The organism is Collinsella sp. SGI.180 (genome assembly GCF_050313455.1).
Taxonomy (GTDB): Bacteria; Actinomycetota; Coriobacteriia; order Coriobacteriales; family Coriobacteriaceae; genus Collinsella.
Genome location: NZ_JBNPLL010000009.1, coordinates 1 through 24,618, shown reverse-complemented (window position 1 = coordinate 24,618; position 24,618 = coordinate 1). Strand labels below are relative to the sequence as shown.

Annotated in this window: 22 protein-coding genes and 4 tRNA genes; 17 read left to right on the top strand and 9 right to left on the bottom strand. The window is 58.1% G+C overall.

What is annotated here, in order from left to right:
* Positions 1-43 precede the first annotated feature (43 nt).
* The 16 genes from ACQRAP_RS05070 to leuB all read left to right on the top strand — a co-directional run bounded on the left by ACQRAP_RS05070 (position 44) and on the right by leuB (position 13,135).
* Positions 44-958 carry a DNA methyltransferase gene (locus ACQRAP_RS05070; protein WP_427747694.1) on the top strand — a complete coding sequence of 305 codons (915 nt, stop codon included), beginning with the start codon at positions 44-46 and terminating at the stop codon, positions 956-958.
* A 1,336-nt stretch (positions 959-2,294) separates the two neighbouring features.
* Positions 2,295-2,987 (top strand): hypothetical protein, encoded by a 693-nt coding sequence (locus tag ACQRAP_RS05065; RefSeq protein ID WP_427727045.1) that lies wholly within the window; start codon positions 2,295-2,297, stop codon positions 2,985-2,987.
* Positions 2,988-3,544: 557 nt separating this feature from the next.
* Positions 3,545-3,626, top strand: a tRNA-Tyr gene (locus tag ACQRAP_RS05060).
* A gap of 10 nt (positions 3,627-3,636) precedes the next feature.
* Positions 3,637-3,712, top strand: a tRNA-Thr gene (locus tag ACQRAP_RS05055).
* A 3-nt stretch (positions 3,713-3,715) separates the two neighbouring features.
* Positions 3,716-3,792 (top strand) — tRNA-Met (locus ACQRAP_RS05050).
* A 96-nt stretch (positions 3,793-3,888) separates the two neighbouring features.
* Positions 3,889-5,079: an elongation factor Tu gene (tuf, locus tag ACQRAP_RS05045; RefSeq protein WP_427795069.1), complete on the top strand. Its 1,191-nt coding sequence runs from the start codon at positions 3,889-3,891 to the stop codon at positions 5,077-5,079.
* Between the two features lie 259 nt (positions 5,080-5,338).
* A complete protein-coding gene (rpmG, locus tag ACQRAP_RS05040) occupies positions 5,339-5,506 on the top strand; it encodes a 50S ribosomal protein L33 (RefSeq protein ID WP_427795067.1) in 168 nt (55 codons plus the stop codon).
* 13 nt (positions 5,507-5,519) lie between these two features.
* A tRNA-Trp gene (locus ACQRAP_RS05035) sits at positions 5,520-5,595 on the top strand.
* A gap of 76 nt (positions 5,596-5,671) precedes the next feature.
* Positions 5,672-6,010, top strand: a complete 339-nt coding sequence (gene secE, locus ACQRAP_RS05030) for a preprotein translocase subunit SecE (protein WP_154514754.1) — start codon at positions 5,672-5,674, stop codon at positions 6,008-6,010.
* A 3-nt stretch (positions 6,011-6,013) separates the two neighbouring features.
* Positions 6,014-6,550, top strand: coding sequence for a transcription termination/antitermination protein NusG (nusG, locus tag ACQRAP_RS05025; RefSeq protein WP_427718370.1), 537 nt, complete (start codon positions 6,014-6,016; stop codon positions 6,548-6,550).
* Between the two features lie 120 nt (positions 6,551-6,670).
* Positions 6,671-7,099, top strand: coding sequence for a 50S ribosomal protein L11 (gene rplK / locus ACQRAP_RS05020; protein ID WP_022093893.1), 429 nt, complete (start codon positions 6,671-6,673; stop codon positions 7,097-7,099).
* Positions 7,100-7,215: 116 nt separating this feature from the next.
* On the top strand, positions 7,216-7,923 hold the full coding sequence (gene rplA, locus ACQRAP_RS05015) for a 50S ribosomal protein L1 (RefSeq protein ID WP_427795066.1): 708 nt from the start codon (positions 7,216-7,218) through the stop codon (positions 7,921-7,923).
* A 426-nt stretch (positions 7,924-8,349) separates the two neighbouring features.
* Positions 8,350-9,885, top strand: coding sequence for a 2-isopropylmalate synthase (locus ACQRAP_RS05010; RefSeq protein WP_427795065.1), 1,536 nt, complete (start codon positions 8,350-8,352; stop codon positions 9,883-9,885).
* Positions 9,886-9,926: 41 nt separating this feature from the next.
* On the top strand, positions 9,927-11,192 hold the full coding sequence (leuC, locus tag ACQRAP_RS05005) for a 3-isopropylmalate dehydratase large subunit (protein WP_427795064.1): 1,266 nt from the start codon (positions 9,927-9,929) through the stop codon (positions 11,190-11,192).
* 251 nt (positions 11,193-11,443) lie between these two features.
* Positions 11,444-11,956: a 3-isopropylmalate dehydratase small subunit gene (locus ACQRAP_RS05000; RefSeq protein WP_427795063.1), complete on the top strand. Its 513-nt coding sequence runs from the start codon at positions 11,444-11,446 to the stop codon at positions 11,954-11,956.
* A 6-nt stretch (positions 11,957-11,962) separates the two neighbouring features.
* Positions 11,963-13,135, top strand: coding sequence for a 3-isopropylmalate dehydrogenase (leuB, locus tag ACQRAP_RS04995; protein WP_427795062.1), 1,173 nt, complete (start codon positions 11,963-11,965; stop codon positions 13,133-13,135).
* 50 nt (positions 13,136-13,185) lie between these two features.
* Here leuB and ACQRAP_RS04990 read toward each other — a convergent pair whose 3' ends face one another.
* The 9 genes from ACQRAP_RS04990 to ACQRAP_RS04950 form a co-directional block, all read right to left on the bottom strand.
* Complete coding sequence (locus ACQRAP_RS04990; protein ID WP_427795061.1) at positions 13,186-13,896, bottom strand: metallophosphoesterase family protein; 711 nt, start codon at positions 13,894-13,896, stop codon at positions 13,186-13,188.
* Positions 13,893-15,809, bottom strand: a complete 1,917-nt coding sequence (locus ACQRAP_RS04985) for a BMP family ABC transporter substrate-binding protein (RefSeq protein ID WP_427795059.1) — start codon at positions 15,807-15,809, stop codon at positions 13,893-13,895. The genes ACQRAP_RS04990 and ACQRAP_RS04985 overlap by 4 nt, the downstream gene beginning before the upstream one ends.
* Positions 15,810-15,925: 116 nt before the next feature.
* A complete protein-coding gene (locus tag ACQRAP_RS04980) occupies positions 15,926-16,693 on the bottom strand; it encodes a mechanosensitive ion channel family protein (protein WP_427718391.1) in 768 nt (255 codons plus the stop codon).
* A gap of 334 nt (positions 16,694-17,027) precedes the next feature.
* Positions 17,028-17,822 carry an ABC transporter ATP-binding protein gene (locus ACQRAP_RS04975; protein ID WP_117839998.1) on the bottom strand — a complete coding sequence of 265 codons (795 nt, stop codon included), beginning with the start codon at positions 17,820-17,822 and terminating at the stop codon, positions 17,028-17,030.
* Positions 17,815-18,738, bottom strand: coding sequence for an ABC transporter permease (locus tag ACQRAP_RS04970; protein ID WP_427718394.1), 924 nt, complete (start codon positions 18,736-18,738; stop codon positions 17,815-17,817). The genes ACQRAP_RS04975 and ACQRAP_RS04970 overlap by 8 nt, the downstream gene beginning before the upstream one ends.
* 203 nt (positions 18,739-18,941) lie before the next feature.
* Positions 18,942-19,922 (bottom strand): ABC transporter substrate-binding protein, encoded by a 981-nt coding sequence (locus tag ACQRAP_RS04965; protein WP_427727074.1) that lies wholly within the window; start codon positions 19,920-19,922, stop codon positions 18,942-18,944.
* A 158-nt stretch (positions 19,923-20,080) separates the two neighbouring features.
* Positions 20,081-20,869, bottom strand: a complete 789-nt coding sequence (locus tag ACQRAP_RS04960) for a hypothetical protein (RefSeq protein WP_427795058.1) — start codon at positions 20,867-20,869, stop codon at positions 20,081-20,083.
* Positions 20,870-21,119: 250 nt separating this feature from the next.
* Positions 21,120-22,523: an asparagine--tRNA ligase gene (gene asnS, locus ACQRAP_RS04955; protein ID WP_427795057.1), complete on the bottom strand. Its 1,404-nt coding sequence runs from the start codon at positions 22,521-22,523 to the stop codon at positions 21,120-21,122.
* A 179-nt stretch (positions 22,524-22,702) separates the two neighbouring features.
* Positions 22,703-23,266: a PTS sugar transporter subunit IIA gene (locus ACQRAP_RS04950; RefSeq protein WP_154514730.1), complete on the bottom strand. Its 564-nt coding sequence runs from the start codon at positions 23,264-23,266 to the stop codon at positions 22,703-22,705.
* A 246-nt stretch (positions 23,267-23,512) separates the two neighbouring features.
* On the opposite strand from ACQRAP_RS04950, the gene ACQRAP_RS04945 reads away from it, so the two are divergent.
* Positions 23,513-24,412 carry an alpha/beta hydrolase gene (locus ACQRAP_RS04945; protein ID WP_427793558.1) on the top strand — a complete coding sequence of 300 codons (900 nt, stop codon included), beginning with the start codon at positions 23,513-23,515 and terminating at the stop codon, positions 24,410-24,412.
* The last annotated feature ends 206 nt before the right edge of the window (positions 24,413-24,618 follow it).

Here is a 24,618-nt window from a genome sequence, read left to right as displayed (position 1 = left end):
GACAAACGCTTGGAAATATGAACAGGTCACCTATGAAAAACATGTGGCCGAAAACCGACTCTACTGGGGAAAGGATGGAGGTAACACCTATTCAAGATTAAAGAAATTCCTAGCGGAGATGGACGGCGCTGTTCCCGCGAATCTCTGGTCATATAAGGAAGTGGGGTCGACGGATGTAGCAAGCAAGGAAGTGAGTAGCATCCTAGACGGTAAGTACTTTGACTTTCCCAAACCCACGGCTCTAATAGATAAGATTCTTGATATTGTTGCTGATAGTAACTCATTTATTGCCGATTTCTTTTCCGGATCTGGCGCAACCGCTCGTTCCGTCATCCATCAAAACATGCTCGACTCGGGATTAAGAAAGTTTATCTTGGTCCAACTCCCCGAGGTTTGCGACAGCAATTCGACAGCGTACAGAGACGGATACGGTACGATTTGTGAAATCGGCGAGGAGTGCATCCGTCGAGCAGGCGAGAAGATCAGGGCCGAGGTCGATAAGACAAACGAGCAGCTCGAACTCGGCGCCGAGTCCAAGCCCGTGCCCGACATCGGCTTCCGCGTGCTGCGTGTAGACGAGTCCTGTCTCAAGGACGAGTACGCCACGCCCGAACAGTACGAGCAGACCGCGCTCGACCTCTTCGCCGACAACGCCGCTGAGGACGCCCCGCCGCTCGACCTTCTCTTCCAGGTCCTGCCCACGTTCCGCATCGAGTACTCCGCGAAGGTCGTCGAGCGCGAAACCGGCGGCAAGGTGTGCTTCGATGACAATGGCGGCCAGCTTATCGCATGTTTTGACGAGGATGTCGATACCGTAGCGCTGGAGGCCATCGCCAAGGAGCGCCCACGCCACATGCCGTCTTCCGCGACGCATACTTCTCCAACGCCGCCGCCGTGGCAAACCTCGAGGAGCTCTTCAAAACCTTCAGCCCCATTACGAGGCCGAGCGGCGACGTGACATTTCGAGTCTCTTCGGCATGTTCGAGCCACAGGTCGAAAGCATTCTCGGTAGAGAGCGATATGAGGAAGACGATGGAGAGTGGGCTGACGCGTCTTCCCAGATTGTCCGCTCGATGACTCCGGCTCGCGAAAAATCTGGCGGGCAGAATCCGAGATGTGGTTGAATACGCGTTTTGGCTATCGTCTAAGCAAGAAGGATTTCGAGGCCATCTTCGAGATTCGCGGGCTGGAGCCAAATGAATGGACCGGTCGGTTCGTTGAAGATCTGCTGCCGATCAAATCAAAATGACGTCGCTGGTGAATCCCGTCTTCCAATTATTGGGAGACTTGCATTGCGGTTTGGGGCGTCGCTATAAAGTCCGAATCGAACCACACGTACATGGATTGAAACGTATGGTTCGATTCCAGTGCACAGCTATTTTCGATTACCCGCCGTTAGCTTAAAAGCGACGAGGTACAAGATGCCGCCGATAACGTACATGCAGGCATCAAGCGGATCTGGGGTACTAAACTCGAGCACCATGGGCGCAAGTACTTCCCAGCAGATTGAGCATCCCACCGATAATGCCAAGCTACTTGCAAAGTTGCATATCGGCGTTTTCCCACTCACCGTTTCGCAGAGGACGTTTACGTAGGCGGGAAAAATGATTCCTCCGCACAGATCTCCGAGCTGATAATGGGCGAAGTCGTAGGGGAGGAAAAAGTCGAAGCTCGCAATGTATCTGTTAACGAGATACACGATGCCGGCAAGCAGCGGCAAAAGATTTGCGCTGGAAATAAGCGCAGATCTGAATCGTTTAGCCACAGACCGCAAACATAGTCAGGCCAAGGCAAATGCCCAAAGCAATGATGATGATCTGGCTGCAGCCGTTACCCGAAGGGACCATGACACTCTCTTTCTCGATGCTATCGATGCATTAGTGAATAAAGTATGCCACAGGAGGCAGCGTATTTGTTGAGCAACAACCTGTGGCCGATACCGTGTTATAGGGCCTTGCGTCGGCTGAGGCATCAGCCGAATGACCTGGCACCTGTCGTGATGGCGCTCGACAATGGCGTGAGCACCGTCTACGCCCGTGACGGGCTATCGGTAGAACACATCATCTGGCTTCGAATAATGGGGGGAGTGCGAGTCATTGGCGTTTCTCGAAACGCTCGTTGCGCTCGCCGATTAATAGGCAACCCGTTGGGACTCATTACGCAGCCCGATTTAAACTGCTGACTTGGGTACCGCATGCATTTCGCATAGCCGCGGGAGGCTGCGGCAACCGCCTGACGCTATTTATGAGTCATGAGCTGTTTTGGTTATGCGAGATATCGAAAGGAATTCTAGGATGTCTGTAGATCTGAAAACAGTAAAAGATGCGATGAGCCTTGCGGCGAAGGTCCTGGTTGCGGCCGCGGACGTCATTGATGGCGCAAAGCAGCTCGGCGTCGATGTCGAAGCTGTCGGCGGCGCTGTAAAGGATGCTGCGGATGGTGCCGCTAACGGTGCACGTGTCGTTGCCGATGGTATTGGCAAGGGGCTCGGTGTCGCGGCCGACGGCTTTGGCGCGGCAGTTGGCGCGCTGGGCGGCGCCGCGAAAGCGTTGCAGGACTCAAGAGAGGCCGCCGAGGCTCGCAAGAAGATCAACGCCGCAAGGCAGTCGATTTTCGAAAGTGCGTCCACGGCGATGCCCCTGCACAAGTTTGTCTGCCAGCAGAAAAAGGCTGCCGATGCCGCGTTTAACGGCTTTGATATGCCTGGCTGCTACCTTATCGCAAAGTATCAAAAAGGCGATCACGATAAGAACTACAGTGACTATCTGGGAATTTATGTGGGCTCAAGCGAGCACATGTCGGAGGATATCGTTTCCACGCCCACGCGCTTGGGCGATCCGGATGTCTATGCCGATTACAAGTACCATCAAAACGTGATGCTATTTGTGTTTCCCTGCGAGCTAAAGGACCTCGATGAACGTCGCGAGCTCCTGCTGCGCTCGTTTGAAGGCAGCAGGCTCTACAACGGATCTGAGGTACTGGCTTAAGGGCTTGGTTGGAGTTGGTCGACAATCTAGATCTGTAACACGAGGACGAGCGTTCAGCTCCCAGCTGTTACAGATTTAGACAATCTGGGGGCGAGCTGAGAAGTGTCTCAATCTGTAACAACTAGGGAAGGAAAACCGTTCTTGTTGTTACAGATTTAGATAAATGGGAAACCGCCAGGGAAACATCTCGATCTGTAACAAATAGGGGAGAAAATGTTCTCTAGATGTTACAGATCGAGACAAAGGCCGGACCGGTCCCAGTCATCCTGGTTGAGCGAGGATATTCGGACGCACGAGGATCGTTATCGAAAGTCGATACCGCAAAGGTACTCCACCACACCAAAGTGTTCCCTCGGGAAATGTCGCCAGCGCAGCCAAATTCGCCGTTCTTCATATCTAAATTCAGCAAAACCGCAGGTCAAAGGTATATAGATACGCCCGGCACCGTGTATTTATAGGTTTTCGTTGACAGCCCCCAAGGTTGCATCGTATTATCTTTTTCGTTCGCGGGGGCGGAGGCCCAAAAGACCAAAGAACCTGCGGATACTTGAACGATTGGGAGTTTGCCCGAGTGGTTAATGGGGACGGGCTGTAAACCCGTTGGCTCTGCCTACATAGGTTCGAATCCTATAGCTCCCACCCGTCAAGTGCCTGTATAGCTCAGTCGGTAGAGCACTTCGTTGGTAACGAAGAGGTCACCAGTTCAAGTCTGGTTGCAGGCTCCATCCGGCGGTGTAGCTCAGTTGGTTAGAGCACACGGTTCATACCCGTGGCGTCACTGGTTCGAATCCAGTCACCGCTACCATAGGTAACACGGTGGCTTCTCAATAGTATGTTGAGAGGCCACTATGGTATAAAGGCATAGTCCCGTCCGGGGACGACCTGTTTAGAGGAGGGCTTTATGGCCAAAGAGAAGTTTGAGCGCACTAAGCCGCATGTTAACATCGGCACCATCGGTCACGTCGACCACGGCAAGACCACGCTGACCGCTGCCATCACCAAGGTTCTCTCCGAGACCGAGGGCTGCAAGGCTGACTTCACTGCGTTCGAGAACATCGACAAGGCTCCCGAGGAGCGCGAGCGCGGCATTACGATCTCCGTCTCCCACGTCGAGTACGAGACTGCTGCCCGTCACTACGCTCACGTTGACTGCCCGGGCCACGCTGACTACGTCAAGAACATGATCTCCGGTGCTGCTCAGATGGACGGCGCTATCCTGGTCATCGCCGCTACCGACGGCCCCATGGCTCAGACCCGCGAGCACATCCTGCTCGCCCGTCAGGTCGGCGTTCCCTACATCGTCGTCTTCCTGAACAAGTGCGACATGGTCGACGATGACGAGCTCATCGACCTCGTCGAGATGGAGACCCGTGAGCTCCTTTCCGAGTACGAATTCCCCGGCGACGACATCCCCGTCATCCGTGGTTCCGCTCTGGGCGCTCTCGAGGGCGACCCCAAGTGGATGGACGCCATTCGCGAGCTCATGTCTGCCGTCGACGAGTACATCCCGACGCCTGCTCGTGACAACGACCTCCCGTTCCTGATGGCCGTTGAGGACGTTATGACCATCTCCGGCCGTGGTACCGTTGCTACCGGCCGTGTCGAGCGCGGTGAGCTCAAGCTCAACGAGCCCGTCGAGATCGTCGGCATCAAGGATACCCAGAACACCGTCGTTACCGGTATCGAGATGTTCCGTAAGTCCATGGACTTCTGCGAGGCTGGCGACAACGTCGGTCTGCTGCTCCGCGGCATCAAGCGCGAGGACATCGAGCGCGGCCAGGTTCTCTGCAAGCCCGGTTCGGTTACCCCGCACACCAAGTTCACCGGTGAGATCTACGTTCTGACCAAGGAGGAGGGCGGCCGTCACACCCCGTTCTTCGATGGTTATCGTCCTCAGTTCTACTTCCGTACCACCGACGTTACCGGTACGGTCAAGCTCCCCGAGGGCACCGAGATGGCTATGCCTGGTGACCACATCACCATCGAGGGCGACCTCATTCACCCGATCGCTATGGAGGAGGGCCTGCGCTTCGCTATCCGCGAGGGTGGCCACACCGTCGGTTCGGGCATCGTCTCCACGATCATTGAGTAAATTAGCTCTCTGATACAGCTGACTTAGAGAACCCGGCACTTATATGGGTGCCGGGTTCTTTTCTACGTGGGTCTTTTGCCTGATGATTACGCTTAGCTCGCTCTTAAGTTGAGCGTGTGGGATCGATTAGATCTCGTTGGCTCCATTGATGTGTTCCAAATATGAATGGATCTACCGAGAACCAATTGATGCGAGGTTTTCATTGACAGCACTTACGTAGAGCTGATAAAGTACCAACTCGTGCCCGTACGGGGCGGATATGAAAGGTTCAGGATACATGCGTACTCTAGTTACTCTTGCGTGCACTGAGTGCAAGCGCCGCAACTATACGACCACTAAGAACAAGGCGAACATGCCTGATCGTATGGAGATCAAGAAGTATTGCCCCTGGTGCCGTCACCACACGCTGCACAAAGAGACTCGCTAGTCTCTAGTCACATACGCCAGTAGTTCAATTGGTAGAGCATCGGTCTCCAAAACCGAGTGTTGAGGGTTCGAGTCCTTCCTGGCGTGCCAGTCATTATTCCGTAAGCTCCCATTTGGGGGCTTACGGTTTACTCATGTATAAGCGCATTGCGCGGAGGTAACCCAAATGGCCAACAAGAAGAACAAGAAGAAGGCACAGCAGCAGGCGCCTGCCAACAAAGCTGCCGCCAACTCCAAGGTTGAGGCCAAGAAGGCCGTTGCCAAGAAGAGCGAGAAGGCTGCGAAGTCCAAGAAGAACGAGAAGCCCGGTTTCTTCGCCCGCACCAAGAAGTATTTTGCTTCGGTGAAGTCCGAGATGAAGCGTGTCACGTGGCCCGATAAGAAGGAGCTCGTGAACTACTCGGTCGTCGTTTGCGCTTCTCTGATCGTCGTCGGCGTCGTCATCGCTCTGCTCGATGCTGGCTTTGGCGAGGCTCTTGCTCTGTTCTCTGGATTGAGGGGCTAAACCATGTCTAAGCGTTGGTACGTCGTCCACACTTACTCTGGATACGAGAACCGCGTTAAGTCCGATCTCGAGCATCGCATCGAGACCATGGGCATGCAGGATCGTATCTTTGATATTGAGATTCCTATGGAGCGCGTCACCGAGATCAAAGAGGGTGGCAAGCGCGAGACCAAGGATTCTAAGATTTTCCCGGGTTATGTCCTGGTTCGCATGGAGATGGATGACGATGCATGGACGTGTGTACGCAACACGCCCGGCGTCACCGGTTTCCTGGGCGGCAACGGCAAGCCCGCTCCGCTTTCCCGCGACGAGTACAATAAGATGACTCGTCGTCCCGGTAAGGGCGATTCGCCCAAGCGTACGTCGGTTGATATTGAGGTCGGTACGTCCGTCCGCGTCACCGATGGCCCGCTTACCGACTTTGATGGCAAGGTCTCCGAGGTTAACGCCGAGGCAGGCAAGCTCAAGGTCACGCTGATGATCTTTGGCCGCGAGACGCCGGTCGAGCTCGACTTTAACCAGGTCGCTGTCATCGCTTAAGTTTTCGTCCGTTCGCGCGAGCGTGCTTCTTCTGTGACTGCTCATCTCAGGAGTGCTTCTAACACGTGCGTGCTTACGATATAGCAAGTACTTCACACTCGTGATTCGAAAGGAATGACCATGGCTGAGAAGAAGGTTGCCAACGTCATTAAGCTCCAGATTCCTGCTGGTGCCGCTAACCCCGCTCCTCCCGTCGGCCCCGCCCTGGGCGCTGCTGGCGTGAACATCATGCAGTTCTGCCAGGCCTTTAACGCCGAGACGCAGGACAAGAAGGGCGACATTATCCCCGTTGAGATCTCTGTCTACGAGGATAAGTCCTTCTCTTTCATCACCAAGACTCCGCCGGCGGCTCACCTCATCAAGAAGGAGCTGAACCTCAAGTCTGGTTCCGCTAAGCCCCAGGCCGACAAGGTTGGCCAGCTCTCTCAGGAGCAGCTCACCAAGATCGCCGAGATCAAGATGCCGGACCTCAATGCCAACGACATTGACGCCGCCAAGAAGATCATCGCCGGTACCGCCCGTTCCATGGGCGTCACCATCGCTGAGTAGCGTTTTTCTAGGTAACGACGGGTGCTCCGACCGGGGCGCCCGTTGAATGTGTGCAATAGGGCACACGATACGATGTGGGAGGGCTCACGCCCGTTTAACCACAGGAGGTAATGCACATGGCTAAGCATGGTAAGAGCTATAACGCCGCTGCCGAGAAGGTCGACCGCGCCACGCTCTACACCCCCCTTCAGGCTGCCAAGCTCATCAAGGAGCTCGACACTGCCAAGTTCGACGAGACCGTCGAGGCCCACTTCCGTCTGGGCATCGATACTCGTAAGGCCGACCAGAACATCCGTGGTTCCATCTCCCTGCCCTACGGCACCGGCAAGACCGTTCGTGTTGCCGTCTTCGCCGAGGGCGAGAAGGCCCGTGAGGCCGAGGCTGCCGGTGCCGACATCATCGGTTCCGACGAGCTCGTCGCCCAGATCCAGAAGGGCGAGATCAACTTCGACGCCGCTATCGCTACGCCGAACATGATGGCCAAGGTTGGCCGCATCGGTAAGATCCTTGGTCCCCGTGGCCTCATGCCGAACCCCAAGCTCGGCACCGTGACCATGGACGTCGCCAAGATGGTCTCCGAGCTCAAGGCCGGCCGCGTTGAGTATCGCGCCGACCGTTATGGCATCTGCCACGTGCCCCTGGGCAAGAAGTCCTTCTCTGAGCAGCAGCTCGTTGAGAACTACGCTGCCCTGTACACCGAGATCCTGCGCGTCAAGCCCTCTTCTGCTAAGGGCAAGTACGTCAAGTCCATCTCTGTGTCTTCCACCATGGGCCCCGGCGTCAAGGTCGATCCCGCTGTCCAGCGTGACTTCCTGGCTGAGTAACTTCTAGTTACTGCCTGAGCAAAGCAAGCATTGCTAAAGGAACCCGGTTCTGTCTCGTGCAGGACCGGGTTCCTTGCTGTTTCGGGCCAAAACCAACGCGAAGGAGATAGGCGCCTTTGTGGTGGTTTTGGTTCAAAATCCCCGTTGCGCGTCGTTTTGCCTGTGTTAAACTTTAGCCTAGTGTAGTGAATACCCGAGGCCGAAAGGAGCCAGACATGTTCTATAACAAACAGCAGCTCCTAGGCCTAGCGCTACTAGATTGGATAACGCGCTAGGGTTGTAATTTCGCTATAACGATTAGTTGTACCCGGGTGCGCTATCTTCCGCCGCTTTTGGGCGTGATGAGCGACACGGGTATTATTCTATCTTGAGGCACTCCATCTCTCCTGAAAGCCAACTGTATCTTTAGCCTGTCAGGAGGAAATCATGAGCCGCAAAATAGCAATCTTTGACACAACGCTTCGTGACGGGGAGCAGTCTCCCGGCGCCAGCATGAATACCGAGGAAAAGCTCGTTATTGCACGCCAGCTGGTACGTATGAATGTCGACGTGATCGAGGCGGGATTTCCTATTTCGAGCCCCGGTGATTATCGTTCCGTACAGGAGATTGGCAAGATCGCGGGTGACCGGTGCACGGTATGCGGTCTCACCCGTGCGGTCGATAAGGATATCGAAGTGGCCGCAGAAGCCCTCAAGACGGCTCAGAGGCCCCGTATCCACACCGGTCTGGGTGTGAGTCCCAGCCATTTGCGCGACAAGCTCCATATGACCGAAGACGAGGCTATCGAGCGTGCCGTTCACGCTGTAAAGCACGCTCGTAAGTTTGTCGACGATGTCGAGTTTTATGCCGAGGATGCGGGCCGCTCCGATCAGGAATTCCTGGTCCGCATTATCGAGGCAGCGATCAAGGCCGGCACTACGGTCGTGAATATTCCGGACACCACGGGCTATAACATGCCCTGGGAGTTTGGTGCTCGTATTCGCGATCTGCGCGAGCGCGTGGCCGGAATCGAGGACGTTACGATTTCGGTCCACACGCATAACGATCTGGGCATGGCCACAGCCCTTGCACTCGAGGCCGTCCGCAATGGCGCGACGCAGATCGAGTGCACCATCAACGGCTTGGGCGAGCGCGCGGGCAACACGGCGCTCGAGGAGGTCGTCATGGCCATGAGGATGCACGAGCAGGATCTGGATGCACATACCGATATCGTGACGACCGAGCTTACGCGCGCATCTAAGCTCGTCAGTTCAATCACTGGTATCAACGTGCAGCCCAACAAGTCCATTGTGGGCGCTAATGCGTTTGCCCACAGCTCGGGCATTCACCAGGATGGCGTGCTCAAGGCGCGTGACACCTACGAGATTATCGATCCCAAGGACGTGGGTGCAGCGGGATCCGAGATTATCCTTTCGGCACGTTCGGGCCATGCGGCACTGCGCCATCGTCTCGCTGAGCTGGGTTATACGTTTGGCGATGAGGAATTCGAGTCGATCTATCAGCGCTTCTTGGAGATTGCAGATCAAAAGAAAGAGGTCTTTGACGAGGACCTGGAGTCGATGATTCAGGAGCGCCAGCGCGAGGTCAAGGCGATCTACACCCTCGACGCGCTCCAGGTTTCCTGCGGCGATCCGCTTATTCCTACGGCCACGGCAACCATCACGGACGAGGACGGCGCGACACGGGTGGTTTGCTCGACGGGTGCCGGTCCGGTTGATGCGGCCTACAAGGCGGTTGACAAGGCCATCTCTGCCCATGGTGAGCTGACGGAGTTCAACGTTAAAGCCATTACGCGTGGTATCGACGCCATCGGTGAGGTGACGGTGCGCATCACCGCCGAGGACGGCAAGATCTACACCGGCCGCGGCGCGGATACCGACATTATCGTGAGCTCGGCCAAGGCTTACATCAACGCTATTAACCGCATGATTCAGACTAACCGTTCCAAGGCGGGCAAGTAACGATTTTCGGCAGGGCAAAGCCCGCTTGAGAGGGGAATCACATGGCACGTCCCATGACCGTAGCAGAGAAAATTTTGGCGGCACACGCAGGCCTGGACGAGGTAAAGCCGGGCCAGCTGGTCGAATGCGACCTGGACATCGTGCTCGCCAACGACATTACCGCGCCCATTGCAATCGATGTCTTTCGCGAGCTGGGTGCCACCGAGGTATTTGATCGCGATCGCATTTGCCTGGTGCCCGATCACTATGCGCCCAACAAGGACATCAAGAGCGCCGAGCAGACCAAAAAGATGCGAGATTTTGCGCACGAGCAGCATGTGACGCACTATTACGAGCAAGGTTGCGCGGGCATTGAGCACGCCCTGCTGCCCGAGCGCGGCGTGGTGGTCCCGGGCGATCTGATTATCGGTGCCGACTCGCATACCTGCACGTATGGCGCCTTGGGTGCGTTTTCGACCGGCGTGGGCTCAACAGACGCCGGCGTGGGCATTGCCACGGGGCGCGCATGGTTTAAGGTGCCGCCGACGATTCGCTTTGAGATTAATGGCGAGCTTGAGGACGGCGCCACTGCCAAGGACATCATCCTGCACATTATCGGCATGATCGGCGTGGACGGTGCCCTGTACCAGGCCATGGAGTTTGCCGGCAGCACCATCGAGGGCCTGTCGATGGAAGGTCGCATGACAATTTCGAACATGGCGATCGAAGCGGGCGGCAAGGCGGGCATTATCGAGGTCGATGATGTTGCCCGCGCCTGGCTCAAGGGGCGCTGCGAACGTGATTACGTTGAGTATCACGCCGATCCAGACGCCGAGTATGCCCAGGTTATTGCCATTGACGCGGCCGACATTAAGCCGTGTGTATCGTGGCCGCATCTGCCCAGCAACACCCATCCGGTGAGCGAGAGCCGTCACATCATGATCGACCAGGCGGTAATCGGCTCGTGCACCAACGGACGTATCGAGGATATGCGTGCTGCGGCCGAAGTCATGCGCGGCCATAAGGTTGCCGACGGGCTGCGTTGCATCGTGATTCCGGCGACCCAGGCGGTCTTCCGCCAGTGCATGAAGGAGGGATTGACCGACATTTTCCTAGATGCCAACTGTGTGTTCTCCACGCCCACGTGCGGTCCGTGCCTGGGCGGCTACATGGGCATCTTGGCGGCGGGGGAGCGTTGCGTTTCTACGACCAACCGCAACTTTGTCGGCCGTATGGGCGACCCCACGTCCGAGGTCTATCTGGCCTCGCCGGCCGTAGCGGCTGCTTCTGCCGTGGCGGGGCACATATGCTTGCCGTCTGACCTGTAGGGGCTACGGGGTCCTTCGACCTTTGCTCGCTACTGCGGACAGTCCTGGCACTTTTTTGTTCGCCGAAGGCGAACGCTAACTTTCCATTAGCTTTTTTGTAGCCGAAACGCGAACGAGGGATTTGATATTTGCTTGCGTCGAGTTCCGCACGAGCCGGAGAGCACTTAATGTGCTCTCCGTGCGAGCAGGACTGTCCGAGTAAGTAAGTAAATATCAAATCCCCCGCATTCCATGTTTGAACGGAGAATGATATGAACTTTGAAGGTTCGGTTTTTCGATATGGTCGTGACGTTGATACGGATGTCATCATTCCTGCTCGGTATTTGAACTCGTCGGATCATGCGCATTTGGCTTCGCATGCTATGGAGGATATTGATCCCGCGTTTGCCTCTGCCGTGAGGCCCGGTGACATCATTGTGGCTGAGGAGAACTTTGGTTGCGGTTCTTCGCGTGAGCATGCCCCGGTTGCCATTAAGGCTGCAGGGGTGTCGTGTGTTATTGCCAAGAGCTTCGCACGCATCTTCTATCGCAATGCCATTAACGTGGGCCTGCCCATTATGGAGTGCCCCGAAGCCGTCGATGCGATTTGTGCCGGCGATACCGTGAAGGTCGATACCGATGCGGGTGTCATCACCAACGAGCGTACTGGCGAGACTTTTACAGCTGAGCCGTTCCCGCCATTTATTGCCGAGATTATCGAGGCCGGCGGTTTGGTTGCGCGCACGCGTGCCAAGATTGTCGCGGCAAAGGGTCAGGAGGCGTAAGCGATTATGACGGTCAAGCTGGATAATCCGTTTGCAAACGGGCCGAGTAGCGAGAGCTGGAGCTGCAACGTGAAGAAGACCTATAAGATCTGCTGTCTTCCTGGTGACGGAATTGGGCCCGAGGTTATTACCGAGGGTAAGAAGGTGCTGGCTGCCGCGGGCAAGCGCGCTGGCATAGAGTTTGCCTTTGAGGATCACCTGATTGGTGGCGCGGCGATCGATGCGTGCGGCAATCCGCTGCCCGATGAAACCCTTGCGGCGGCAAAGGCGTCGGACGCCGTGCTGTTGGCATCCGTCGGTGGCCCAAAGTGGGATTCGACCGATCCGGCGGCCCCGCGCCCCGAGCAAGGCTTGCTGCGTATCCGCAAAGAACTCGGCCTCTATACCAACCTTCGCCCCGTAAAAATCTACGACGCACTTGCCAGCGCATCGACGCTTCGTCCCGAAGTCATCAAGGGTGTTGACATGGTACTCGTCCGCGAACTTACCGGTGGCATTTACTTTGGCAAGCACGAGCGCTTTTATGACGAGGGCGGCGCGGGCACCGACGGTGTGGCTGGCCAGCGCGCGGTTGACGTAATGGAGTACCGCGAGTACGAAGTTGAGCGCATCGCCCGCCAGGCGTTCGAGGCAGCTCGCAAGCGCCGCGGCAAGGTGACAAGCGTGGACAAGCGCAATGTATTGGAGACGAGCCGCATGTGGCGTGAGATCGTGCATCGCGTGCATGACGAGGAGTATCCAGATGTAGAGCTTGAGGACCTGCTCGTCGACAACGCCGCCATGCAGCTCATTAACCGGCCGGCCGACTTTGACGTCGTAGTTACGGAGAACATGTTCGGCGACATTCTCTCCGACGAGGCGGCACAGATTACCGGATCGCTCGGCATGCTTGCCTCGGCTTCGCTGGGCGATGGCGTGTCGCTGTTTGAGCCGAGCGCCGGCAGCGCGCCCGACATCGCGGGGCTCGGTATCGCTAACCCGCTCGCGCAGATCCTGTCGGCGGCAATGCTGCTCACGTACGCGCTCGACATGGGTGGGCAGGCTGCTTGGATCGAAAATGCCGTGGCACGTGTGCTTGATGAAGGCTGGCGCACCCGCGACATTGCCGATGCCAGTACCCCTGCCGATAAGATCATCGGCACGACCCAGATGGGCGATAAGGTCATCGCCGCGCTGTAGTGTTGAGATGTCCGGAACCACCACAAAGGCACCTGTCCCCTTTGTGGTGGTTACCAGGGGGTTCTGGCGGTTGAGGACTCGATTGCCTCGTGGCGCTTGAGCTCGCGGCGCATGGTTTGCGAATTGAGCCAGGCTGCCTGCCATCCACGGATGGGGTAGCGCGCCTCGTCCAGCTCAAACTGCGTATAGCCGCAGGCGTTGATAATCGTCGTCCCGCATGCGTGCTGGCGTTCGCGTTGAAAGTCGCGAACATAGCATTGGTGCACATGCCCGTGCACCATGTAGTCGGGATTCCATGTCTCGAGTGCTGTGTTAAAGCATTCGAATCCCCGATGCGGCAGATCGTCCAGATCGCCCATGCCGGCGGCGGGCGCATGGGTGAGCAAGATGTCGCAGCCGCCGACCATCCTCACTTTGCGGGACAGCTTACGCATGCGCTTGGCCATCTCGCGCTCGGTGTACATGTTAGTGCCATCTCGGTAACGCATGGAGCCGCCAAGCCCCGCAATGCGGACGCCGCGATACGCGTACACGGTGTCTTCGACACAGATGCAGCCGCCCGGTGCATGACGCGCGTAGCGGTCATCGTGATTGCCACGCACGTAGATGAGCGGTCTGTTGATGACCGTGACCAAAAACTCAAGATAGTCCGGGTCCAGATCGCCAGCGGACAAAATTAGGTCGACACCCTCAAAGCGTTCCTTGCGAAAGCACTCCCACAGGCATCGCTCTTCGGTATCGGCTATGGCAAGGATTTTCATAGGGCGCGGACCTTCGGCTCATCGTCAGGCTGCGGAATGGTGCCCACCACGTTGTCTGCCAGCCAGTCCATCTCGACGATTTGCGTGCTCGGCAGTGGGGGAAAGCCCTCAATCTGCACCACGCCGTCTTGGCTATGGAGCTCGCCGCCAAATGGATTGATGGAGCCCTCGACGATGCCATTGCGGAGGAGCTGAACAAGCTTGCGCGTCTGATAGGGCAGGCCCGGAGCGTAGCGAATGTCGATAACGCCCGAGCTCATGCCATACCAGTAGTTGACGGCGCGGACCTGGCTGTCGTCACTGGTCTCGTCCCAGGTGCCATGCAGCAGACTTCGCACGATAAGCTCGTAGTATCGGCCCCAGTTCCACACCGGCATGGCAATGCCGACGACCTTGCCATCGACCAGACGGTGGAGTCCGTAGGCCGTGGGGTCTTCGAGCGACTTTGACATGTCGGCGCCGGTCATGACGCTCACGCCTTCGCGGCACATGGCCTCGGCAAGGCCTCCGGCGGGCACATCGCCCCAGGTCAGGATAATTTGCGCACGGGGGTCGAGCAGCGAGGCTCCAATCGCAAAGGCGTTGATCTCGCTGAGTGCACCCGAGGCGAAGACCGACGCGTGGTAACCGATGCGGTGGTTGTCCGCCATGCTGGCGGCAAGGGCGCCCAGGAGAAACTTTGCTTCGTACATCTTGCCAAAGTACGAACGGACGCTTTGGTGAGGAAGGCCGATGGAGCAGTTAAGGAACCGAACCCGGGGATATTCAACGGCAGCCCTGAGCGTGTATTCCATCAGGCGGTGCGAGGTCGAGAAGATGACGTTTGCTCCATGTTTGACAGCCGTTTCCACGGCGGCGTAGAACACGTCCGGATCGTGGCAGTCCTCAAACGCCTCGGTGCGCACGATACCTCCAAAATGCTCATCGAGATACTGACGCCCTTGGTCGTGCAGGCTGTCCCAGCTCGACGTCGCACAGGTGAATTCATGGATAAAGGCGATGCGCAGGGGGTTGGCCGCCGAATAGACGGTCTTGCCCATAAAGAAGTTGAGCATGCCGGAGGTGGACTTGGCGGGCAACCCCTCCTCATCGACGTTCGGCGCTTCGACAAGATCGACCTTGTCCTCGTCACTTTTCCCGGCGATGACCAGTTCGCGCCAGATCTTGCACAGGCGGTTTACGACGATATCCGTCGGCGTATCCAGCAGGCGGTCCTGGTTGTACACATTGAGGTAGACGAGCATGGCGTCGGCGGGCGTAATGTCCAGGTGGTCGCCGCCCGCGCGAAGGTAGGCGCGCTTAAAGAGTAGGAAGGTGTGGCGCAGGTAGTCGACCTTTTTTTGGGGCCATTTTTCGATAAGGTTCTGACCGAGCATCTTGGCGAGCGTTTCGTAGCTTCCTTCGCGCGAGAACTCGATCTCGTATAGGGGGCAGACACGCCAAAACGCGCAGAACTCGCCGTACAGGCGACTTTCGACGGAATCCCATTTGCCGGGGTAGAGGCGGGTGACCTTGGCCGAAACCGTCGGGGCGTCCAGGAATTTGAGGACGCTGACGCGCTTGTTGCCCTCTTGGACATAGAACCTATGCATGAACTCGGTGACAATGATGGGGTCGCGATAGCCCTCGGTTACCTGAATGTCGTAGAGGTTGGACCACTTGCGGGCGAACTCGGTGCTAAACGGCAGCAGGGGCATAAAGTTGCATGAAAAGGCGGACTGACGGCCCTTGGTAACCGTGCCGACAACCATTTCGAGCGGAATATCCCGCAGGCCGACATTCTCTCGCTGACCTAGGGGGAGCTGGGCAACCAAACTGTCGAGGTCCGTAAGGTATGGATGCTCGCTTTGGCTAATGGCGCGTCGACGTCCTTGCTCGCCGCGCTTGCGTGCTTGACGGTAGGCCTCTTCCATAGTTTGCTCCCTTAGTCGTTTAAACAACTGTATGAACTATGGTACCACGAATGAAAACCTCCCATTTTCCGATGTCAAAGAAATGGGAGGCAGTTCACTGTCCCCTTTGTGGTGCTTTAGGCGATGATGGGAGCGATAGCGCGGATGCAGGCGTCGGCAGCGGTGAGTGTGGTGCTGTCGTCACTGACGATAAAGATGATCTTGCCCTTGATGCCAAAGTCGCCGATTTCGCTAAAGAGCACGTAGGGCTCCTGGTCAAAGCCCGAGATGGGAAGCACGGCGGCCTTGGTGGCGCTGGTCAGCTCGTCTGCCAGCGCGTCAAGGGAAGCCCATTTAGACGTGTCCTTTACGGCAACGGGCACGGCCACGCGCCCAAAGGGCATCAGATGCACGAGCGTGTCCTTGGAGATGTTGGAGTTGGGCACAATGATGGTCTGCCCGTAGGCATCCTCGATGGTCGTGTGGCGCCAGGTGATGTCCTGTACCACGCCCGACACGCCGCCGACCTCGATATTGTCGCCGGGCTTGATGATGCCCATAAAGGTCACCTGCATGCCGCCGATAAGGTTCGACAGCGTGTCCTGAAAGCCGAGCGAGATGGCAATGCCGCCGACGCCAAGAGCGGCGACGAGCGCGTTTGCGTTAATGCCAAAGCAGTTGTCGAGGATAAAACTGCCGCCGATCATCCAGATGACGGCGCGCGCAATGTTGATGAAGATACTCGATGCCGGAAGCGGGTTATCGTCGCGGTTGAGCAGGTGACGCAGCGTCTTGGAAACGACTTTGGCGGCGACGGCGGTGCCTATCGCCAAGATGCCAGCCCAGATGATGTTGTGGACCCACCGCTGTTCAAAGAAATGAAGAATCGGCTCAAACAATTCCATGTAGGGAAAACCTCCTCAAGATCGTTCAACCATGATACCCACCAAAAAGCCCGTCCGATCACATTGGACGGGCCGATAGCTTGAGATGGGGCGTCCGCGGTGGCGTAAGCTGGGACGCCGGCGAGTACGCCGGCAAGGAGTGCGGCGGTCAAGCAAGACGAGGAAGAGATCCTCTCATGGCAGTTTCTTTAGTTCTTAACCAGTGGTCCCTGCTGACGCTGGATTATCGACATAATATGCGAAAACCGCCGCAAAGGTGTCTGTCCCTTTGCGGCGGTTTTGACGTCTGCGCAGATAAAACCTGCCAAAATAAACCTGTCCCTTTTTGGTAGGTTTAGCTCAGCAGCATGCGGTCGTTGGCGAGCTCGCCGCCCGAGACCTCCTCGAACTTCTGAAGCAAGTCGGCCACGGTGAGCGATTTCTTCTCATCGCCCGCCACGTCGTAGATTACGTGGCCCTCGTGCATCATGATCAGGCGATTGCCCAGACGGATAGCGTCGTTCATGTTATGCGTGACCATGAGCGTGGTCAGGTGGTTCTCGTCGACGATCTCCTCGGTCAGATTGAGCACCTTAGAGGCCGTCTTGGGGTCAAGTGCCGCGGTATGCTCGTCGAGCAGCAGCAGGCGCGGCTTGGTGAGCGTGGCCATGAGCAGGGTGAGTGCCTGGCGCTGGCCGCCCGAGAGCAGGCCGACCTTGGCGTTGAGGCGCGTGTCCAGACCAAGGTCCAGGCGTTTGAGCAGCTTGACGTACTCGTCCTTCTCGGCCTTGGTGACGCCCCACGAAAGGCCGCGACGCTGGCCGCGACGCTTGGCGAGTGCCAGGTTCTCGGCAATTTGCATGTCGGCTGCGGTGCCGCGCATGGGGTCCTGGAACACGCGGCCCAGGTACTTGGCACGCTGCGACTCGCTCAGACGCGAGATGTCGGTGCCGTCGAGCTCGATAACGCCCGAATCGAGCGGATATACGCCGGCGATCATGTTGAGCAGCGTGGACTTGCCGGCGCCGTTGCCGCCAATCACGGTTACAAAGTCGCCGTCGTTGAGGGTAAGGTCGACGCCGGTAAGAGCGCGCTTTTCGGTGACGGTGCCCTTGTTAAAGGTCTTCTTGACGTGCGAGAGCTTAAGCATCTGCCTCATCCCCCTTCGTGTAGGAGCTGCGGAGCTTATAGCGCTCCCAAACCACGGGCACGCATAGGGCCACGGCGACAATCACGGCGGAGAGCAGCTTCATGTCGTTGGCGTCCATGCCCAGCTGCAGCACGATGGCGCGGATGAGGAAGTACACCACGGAGCCAAAGACGGCGGAGGCAAGACGGACGCTAAACTGCGTGAGACCGCCGGGCAGCAGGCGGCCGAGCACCTCGCCGATAACAATGGCGGCGAGACCGATAACGATGGCGCCGGTGCCCATGCCAATGTCGGCGTACTTCTGGCTCTGGCAGATGAGCGCGCCCGAAAGGCCAATGAGGGCGTTGGAGAGCACGAGGGCGATCATCTTAGTGGAGTTGGTGTTGACGCCCAGGGCACGGATCATGTACTCGTTGTTGCCGGTGGCGCGCAGCGCCGAGCCGATCTCGGTGCCAAAGAACCAATACAGGATGGCAACGATAGCCACGGCGAGCAAGATGCCCAGGATGATGGCAACGGTGGACTGCGGCAGGCCCGTCATATTGCTGACGGCCGAGAACACGGTGCCCTTGGCAAGGATGGGCGTGTTGGATTTGCCCATGATGCGCAGATTGATGGACCACAGGCTGATCTGGGTGAGGATTCCGGCGAGGATCGCGGGAATCTCAAAGACGGTGGTCAGAATGCCCGTCACCGCGCCCGCAATGGCGCCGGCGCACATGCCGGCCAAAACGGCGAGCAACGGGTCGGCATTGTTGTTGACGATGAGCACGGCGCAGACGCAGCCGCCGAGGGCAAAGCTGCCGTCGCAGGTCATATCGGGGATGTCGAGCAGGCGGAACGTGATAAACACGCCAAGCACCATAATGCCCCAGAGGACACCCTGCGAAACGGCGCCCTGCAATGCAATGAGCATGCTTCATACCTCCTAGGATAGGGTGGACACGTGATTTTCCATAATAGCGGTACCAATGCATAAAAGAGCAGCGGACGGACATTTTGTTTTACCAAAAACAAGCAGGGCGAACGCCGGTCTTTAGCGTTCGCCCCAATGACTCAGATATTGAATAACACAGCTATGGCGCAAGCGCGTGCCTAGCTGCGTTACCGCGCATGGTGCTACTCGTCTAGAGCGGAAAGGTCGATGCCCAGGGCCTCGGCCATCTCGTCGTTCTTGACGACGACCAGATCCTTGCTTGGGAGGTGCTTGATCGGCATATCCTCGGGCTTGGCCTCGCCCTTCAGAATCTTAACGGCCATCTCGCCCGCGGCGTAGCCCAGGTCCTCATAGTTGATGGAAAGGGTGAACAGGCCGCCGGCCATGCACATGCCCTCCTCGCCGGTCACAAAGGGAAGCTTGTTCTCCTTGCAGATCTGACCGACCTGCGAAGCGCCCGCGGCGATGGTGTTGTCAGTAGGGGAGTAGAGCGCGTCGACCTTGCCTACGGCAGACTCGACGACGGACTGGATCTCGTTGGAGCTCGAGACGGTGAAATCGGTGTACTCCAGGCCCAGCTTGTCGAGTTCCTTCTTGGCGGCCTTGATCTGGACGTCGGAGTTGGACTCGGCGGTGCAGTAGAGCAGACCGACCTTTTTAACGTCGGGCAGGACCTTCTGCATCATCTCGAGCTGCTCGGCGACCGGGGTGAGGTCGGAGGCGCCGGTGACGTTGGTGCCGGGCTTGTCGTTGTCCTGGACCAGGCCAGAGGCGGCGTAGTCGGTGATGGCGCAGCCCACGATGGGGATATCGGCCGTGGCGCCGGCGGCAGCCTGTGCGGCAGGCGTGGCGATGGCGTAGATCAAGTTGACGTTGTCGCCCACAAACTTGTCGGCGATGGACTTACACGTGGACTGGTCGTTCTGGGCGTTCTTCTGGTCGATCTTGACCTTGAGTCCGCTCTTCTTGATGGCCTTGACAAAGCCGTCGTTGGCGGCGTCGAGCGCGGGGTGCTCAGTGAGCTGCAGAACGCCGATGGTGTAGTCGGAACCGGCGGCTGCAGAGCCGGAACCAGAGTTGCCGCCGCATCCGGCGAGCGGGGCCAGTGCGAGCAGGCCGGCGGAGACCAGAAGGCTCCTGCGGCTGATGGTGATGTCGTTCATGTCATTACCCCCAGTATAGAAATTGCTGGAAACACTGCACTCAAACAAAGTGCAAGTGGGTCTATAGTAGCGCCGATGCCCATTTTTTCAACAACCTGTCGGGTTTTTTAATACTGAACCGGATGGACGGCGGGGGATTTGGCGGGCAACGGCAAGACTTAGGCGGCGGGCGCGGGCCGCTCCCCCTCGTCCAGCGCGGCAAAGAGCTTCTTGCCGTCGAGCAGGCGCGTGCTAACGTTTCTCATGCGGCCGACCTCGACGGTGCGTAGGGTGTCGTCTGAGCCGTGCCCGTCGACGACCGTTCCCAGCAGATACGAGACGTCGTCTCGCTGTTTGATGGCAAAAGGCCGAACGGTCATCCTCGTCACTTCGATCTTGTCATGTGTCGTGACGCTTGAAATGTCAAAGCTCACCGTGGTTCCGTGGTCGATGGCCCGCTCGATGAGCTCGCAGGTATCGATGCGTTTGGCGGGCGGTCGCGTGGTCTTGGCGGGTTTGCCTTCTGCGCTTGGTGCCGGCTCGGACGTATCGAGATAGCCGCGAACGTCGGCGCTTGCCATGGCGACCAGATGGCGCGCTATGCTTTTCCTGGTCGCGATGGGTGTGGAGCGGTTGCGCATGACCATGCCATGGAGTCGAATGATTTCCTCGTCGGAGAGCGGTCGGGTGAGAAGTCGGTAACCCGCGCCGCGCTTGTACTCAATCTCGTATCCGGCATGTCGCAGGGCGGAAATCGCGGTATGGATACTGCGCCGCGCTGCCGAGATGGGCATGCGAGCGGGGTCGTCGGGATGGGCGAGACGCTCGATCAGCTCATCGGGAGGAAGCGCTTTGTCCTCACCGGTATGCTCGCTTAAGAGTTGCAGGATGCGCACAGCGCGATAGGCTGCCATGGAAGCAGCACCCCTGGTCGTGGCCTCGTAGTTCTCAACAGCGGGTTTGGCCATTGCGTTCACGTCCTTTCCGTTTTTGGGTGATGACGCTACGGAGCCTAGGACACGGGGTTTGCTTAGGGGCGCAGGGCACTCTGGGTGGTCGGTAGTCGTCGGCAAGCGGCGGATCGAGTTTTCAACAGACCTGATCAGCTGACCAAAAGCTTGACAAAAGCCTGACGGATGCTGTTGAAAAAAGCGCCCCTCGGCTTGCCGAGAGGCGCTGGTGCGACACGCTGTAACGCGCGGGACGGAGCTGTGGCGATTAGAAATCGGCGTTGCCCACGGTGCGGGGGTGCGGAAGGACGTCGCGGATGTTGCCCACACCCGTCAGGTACATGACCAAACGCTCGAAGCCCAGGCCATAGCCGGCGTGTTTGCAGGAGCCATAGCGGCGCAGGTCAAGATAGTACTTGTACTGCTCGGGGGCCATGCCAAGGTCCTTGATGCGGGCCTCGAGAAGATCCAGGCGCTCCTCGCGCTGGGAGCCGCCGATAATCTCGCCGATACCGGGAACCAGGCAGTCGGCGGCGGCGACGGTCTTGCCGTCGTCGTTCATGCGCATGTAGAAGGCCTTGATCTCGGCCGGGTAGTCGGTCACGAAGGTCGGGCGCTTAAAGTGCTCCTCGGTCAGGAAGCGCTCGTGCTCGGTCTGCAGGTCAATGCCCCAGCTGACAGGATAGTCAAACTTGTGACCGGCGGCGACGGCCTGCTCCAGGATCTCGACGGCCTCGGTGTAGGTGACGCGGGCAAAGTCGGAGTTGGCAACGTGGTTCAGGCGCTCGATCAGGCCCTTGTCCACAAACTTGTTGAGCATGTTGAGCTCGTCGGGGCAAGTGGCCATAACGTCCTTAAGAACGTACTTGAGCATGGCCTCGGCGTTATCCATGTAGTCGTTCAGGTCGGCAAAGGCCATCTCGGGCTCAATCATCCAAAACTCGGCGGCGTGGCGCGTGGTGTTGGAGTTTTCGGCGCGGAAGGTGGGGCCAAAGGTGTACACGTCGCCAAAGGCCATGGCAAAGTTCTCGGCATTGAGCTGGCCGGACACGGTAAGGCTTGCGTGCTTGCCAAAGAAGTCCTGGCTCCAGTCGACCTCTCCGGACGCGGTGAGAGGCGGATTTTTGGGGTCGAGCGTGGTCACGCGGAACATCTCGCCGGCGCCCTCGCAGTCACTCGTGGTGATGATGGGGGTGTTGACGTAGACAAAGCCCTGCTCTTGGAAGAAGCGGTGGATGGCGGCAGCCGCGACAGAGCGGATGCGGAACACGGCGCGGAATAGGTTGGTGCGCGGGCGCAGGTGCTGCTGGGTGCGCAGGAACTCGACGGTTGCGCGCTTCTTCTGCAGCGGGTAGTCCGGGGCGCTCGTGCCCTCTACCTCGATGGAGGTGGCAGAAAGCTCGAAAGGCTGGGGCGCATCGGGGGTCAGCTTGACGGTGCCGGTGCAAATGAGTGCAGCCGAGACGTTTTGGTGGGCGATCTCGTCGTAGTTGCCGAGCGTCTCGCGGTTCATGACGACCTGCAGGTCGCGGAAGCAGCTGCCGTCGTTGAGCGTGACGAAGCCAAAGTTCTTCATGTCGCGGACGGACTTGACCCAGCCGGCGACAGTGACGGTCTTGCCGCCGAGCGACTCGGCATCGGCATAGAGCTGCGCGATTTTGGTGCGGTTCACGTATCCTCCCATAACGGTTGAATGATAGTTATCCATATAGTTCGATATTCTAGCAGCTCGGCTCATTTGGGTTATACAGATAAGATATTGACGGGACGGTTTTCAAACGAAAAGCGCCCGCGGCCAGATGGTCGTGGGCGCTTGGCGTGTTGCCTATTGGCTGTACGGCGCAGGACTCGTTACTTGGTCTTAGCCACCAGCAGCGGGTCGCCCAGCTTGACGAGCGGGTTGCCGCCGATAAGCGTTCCAGACTCGCCGACATGGTCGATGCTCTTAAGACGATCGAGCTCGGAGATGATGACGGTCACGATGTCCTCGTGGCCAGCGGCCTTAATGGCATCGCGGTCGAAACTGATGAGCGGCTGGCCTGCCTTGACCACATCGCCCATCTCGACAAAGCGGGCAAAACCCTTGCCGTTCATTTGTACGGTGCCCAGGCCGACATGGATGAACACGCGAAGGCCGTCCTCGGTGATCATGCCAATAGAGTGGTTGGTGACGGTGGTGGCGCCGATGCGGCCGTTAGCGGGCGCATAGATGGTGCCGGTGATGGGCTCGATGCCGTAGCCCTGGCCGAGCATACCCGAGGCGATGGTCTCGTCGGGAATCTCGTTTAGATTGACGAGCACACCGTTAACGGGAGCGTAGATGACGCCTTCGCGGGTGGCGAAGCTTGCTGCGGGCGGTACGGACGCCTCGCCCGACGAGTTGAACGTGGACTTGAGCGAATCGAGTAGACCCATAGATGCCTCCAACGTATCAAGTGCGCATGTAGCGCACGCGTAGTTTTGCCGGAAACGTTTCGTGTGTGTTACCGGCTCGGTCAGCGTCTCTATTTTACGCTGCTCAACGACGGCCCTGAGCTGGGATTATGTGATATATCAGTTGAAGGGAACTTATTGCGGATACGTTTCGATGCCGTGCGTCCAAGTGGGGTACGCTTGAAGGCGATACATAACGTGCGCACGAATCGCGCGAAGGGAGCATATATGATCGTCGAGAGCCATGCGCTGTGGGGCGAGGAGCCGACCGAGGAATATCCGGCGACGTTTACCTATATGGGGGCCGAACCGCTGCCCGGCAAGCCCAATGGTCGTCGCCCGGCAGTGATCATCTGCGGCGGAGGCGCGTTTACGCACATCGCTCCGCACGAGCAGGACCCGGTGGCGTTTGCATTTTTGGATCACGGGTACCAGGCCTTTGTTCTCAACTATGTCACGAGTGGCACGGGTGATGTGAGCTTTCCGCACCCCCAGGCAGATCTTGCCAAGATGGTCGCCACGGTTCGTGCGAATGCCGACGAGTGGCATGTCGATCCCAAGCGCGTGTGCGTCGTGGGATTCTCGGCGGGTGGCATGATCTGCGCTTCGCTGGCAACGCAATGGAAGACCGGCCCCTTCGCGGCACTTGCCGGGGCGCGTCCGGACGACATTCGTCCCGATGCCGTGGTGCTGGGCTATCCATTGCTCGACTTTGCCTATGTCCGCGACATGCAGACGCGCGATCCGCGCATCGACTTGCGCGTGCCCAAGACAGGGGGCAAGACGGGGCGCGATTTGCTCAACGATTACCTGTCGATGGTGACCGGCGGCGAGGCCACCGAAGAACACCTGGCCGATATCTGCCCTACCACGCATGTTTCGCGCCAGATGCCGCCGACCTTTGTGTGGGGCGTGTCCGATGACAAAACGGCGCCGATCGCGCAGGTCTATCCGTTTGCTCAGCGTATGGCCGAGGAGGGCGTCGCTTGCGAGATGCACGTCTTTGACCAAGGCGGTCACGGCCTTTCGCTCGGCAATGCCAATACCGCGGTCGACAACGAGGACAAGCAGGTGGCGGTTCGCCCTTGGATTCGCCTAGCCTTCCGCTTCCTGGAGCGCCATCTGTAAGAGTAAGAGGGCCAGTCCCTCCCGTCCCTCATAACTTGCGGTGAAATAGTTCCTGTTTTTGCTGGTTAAAGCCCCAAACAGGAACTATTCCACCGCAACTTCGTTTTGATGCCCGGACCGGAAACCGCGTCCCAGTTTTGCCCCTCAAGGTGGGATACATTTTCCCGCAGAGGGTCGATCGGGAAACCGCATCCCAGTCTGAGCGA

Bases quoted from the DNA above. Each gene is read 5' to 3' on its own strand.
- leuB (WP_427795062.1), top strand. From the start codon at position 11,963: ATGACGGTCAAGCTGGATAATCCGTTTGCAAACGGGCCGAGTAGCGAG.
- ACQRAP_RS05065 (WP_427727045.1), top strand. From the start codon at position 2,295: ATGTCTGTAGATCTGAAAACAGTAAAAGATGCGATGAGCCTTGCGGCG.
- rpmG (WP_427795067.1), top strand. From the start codon at position 5,339: ATGAAAGGTTCAGGATACATGCGTACTCTAGTTACTCTTGCGTGCACT.
- ACQRAP_RS04975 (WP_117839998.1), bottom strand. From the start codon at position 17,822: ATGCTTAAGCTCTCGCACGTCAAGAAGACCTTTAACAAGGGCACCGTC.
- ACQRAP_RS04980 (WP_427718391.1), bottom strand. From the start codon at position 16,693: ATGGAATTGTTTGAGCCGATTCTTCATTTCTTTGAACAGCGGTGGGTC.
- ACQRAP_RS05010 (WP_427795065.1), top strand. From the start codon at position 8,350: ATGAGCCGCAAAATAGCAATCTTTGACACAACGCTTCGTGACGGGGAG.
- ACQRAP_RS04990 (WP_427795061.1), bottom strand. From the start codon at position 13,896: ATGAAAATCCTTGCCATAGCCGATACCGAAGAGCGATGCCTGTGGGAG.
- rplK (WP_022093893.1), top strand. From the start codon at position 6,671: ATGGCTGAGAAGAAGGTTGCCAACGTCATTAAGCTCCAGATTCCTGCT.
- ACQRAP_RS04965 (WP_427727074.1), bottom strand. From the start codon at position 19,922: ATGAACGACATCACCATCAGCCGCAGGAGCCTTCTGGTCTCCGCCGGC.
- ACQRAP_RS04950 (WP_154514730.1), bottom strand. From the start codon at position 23,266: ATGGGTCTACTCGATTCGCTCAAGTCCACGTTCAACTCGTCGGGCGAG.
- leuC (WP_427795064.1), top strand. From the start codon at position 9,927: ATGGCACGTCCCATGACCGTAGCAGAGAAAATTTTGGCGGCACACGCA.
- ACQRAP_RS04945 (WP_427793558.1), top strand. From the start codon at position 23,513: ATGATCGTCGAGAGCCATGCGCTGTGGGGCGAGGAGCCGACCGAGGAA.
- ACQRAP_RS04985 (WP_427795059.1), bottom strand. From the start codon at position 15,809: ATGGAAGAGGCCTACCGTCAAGCACGCAAGCGCGGCGAGCAAGGACGT.
- nusG (WP_427718370.1), top strand. From the start codon at position 6,014: ATGTCTAAGCGTTGGTACGTCGTCCACACTTACTCTGGATACGAGAAC.
- ACQRAP_RS04960 (WP_427795058.1), bottom strand. From the start codon at position 20,869: ATGGCCAAACCCGCTGTTGAGAACTACGAGGCCACGACCAGGGGTGCT.
- rplA (WP_427795066.1), top strand. From the start codon at position 7,216: ATGGCTAAGCATGGTAAGAGCTATAACGCCGCTGCCGAGAAGGTCGAC.
- ACQRAP_RS05000 (WP_427795063.1), top strand. From the start codon at position 11,444: ATGAACTTTGAAGGTTCGGTTTTTCGATATGGTCGTGACGTTGATACG.
- ACQRAP_RS04970 (WP_427718394.1), bottom strand. From the start codon at position 18,738: ATGCTCATTGCATTGCAGGGCGCCGTTTCGCAGGGTGTCCTCTGGGGC.
- secE (WP_154514754.1), top strand. From the start codon at position 5,672: ATGGCCAACAAGAAGAACAAGAAGAAGGCACAGCAGCAGGCGCCTGCC.
- tuf (WP_427795069.1), top strand. From the start codon at position 3,889: ATGGCCAAAGAGAAGTTTGAGCGCACTAAGCCGCATGTTAACATCGGC.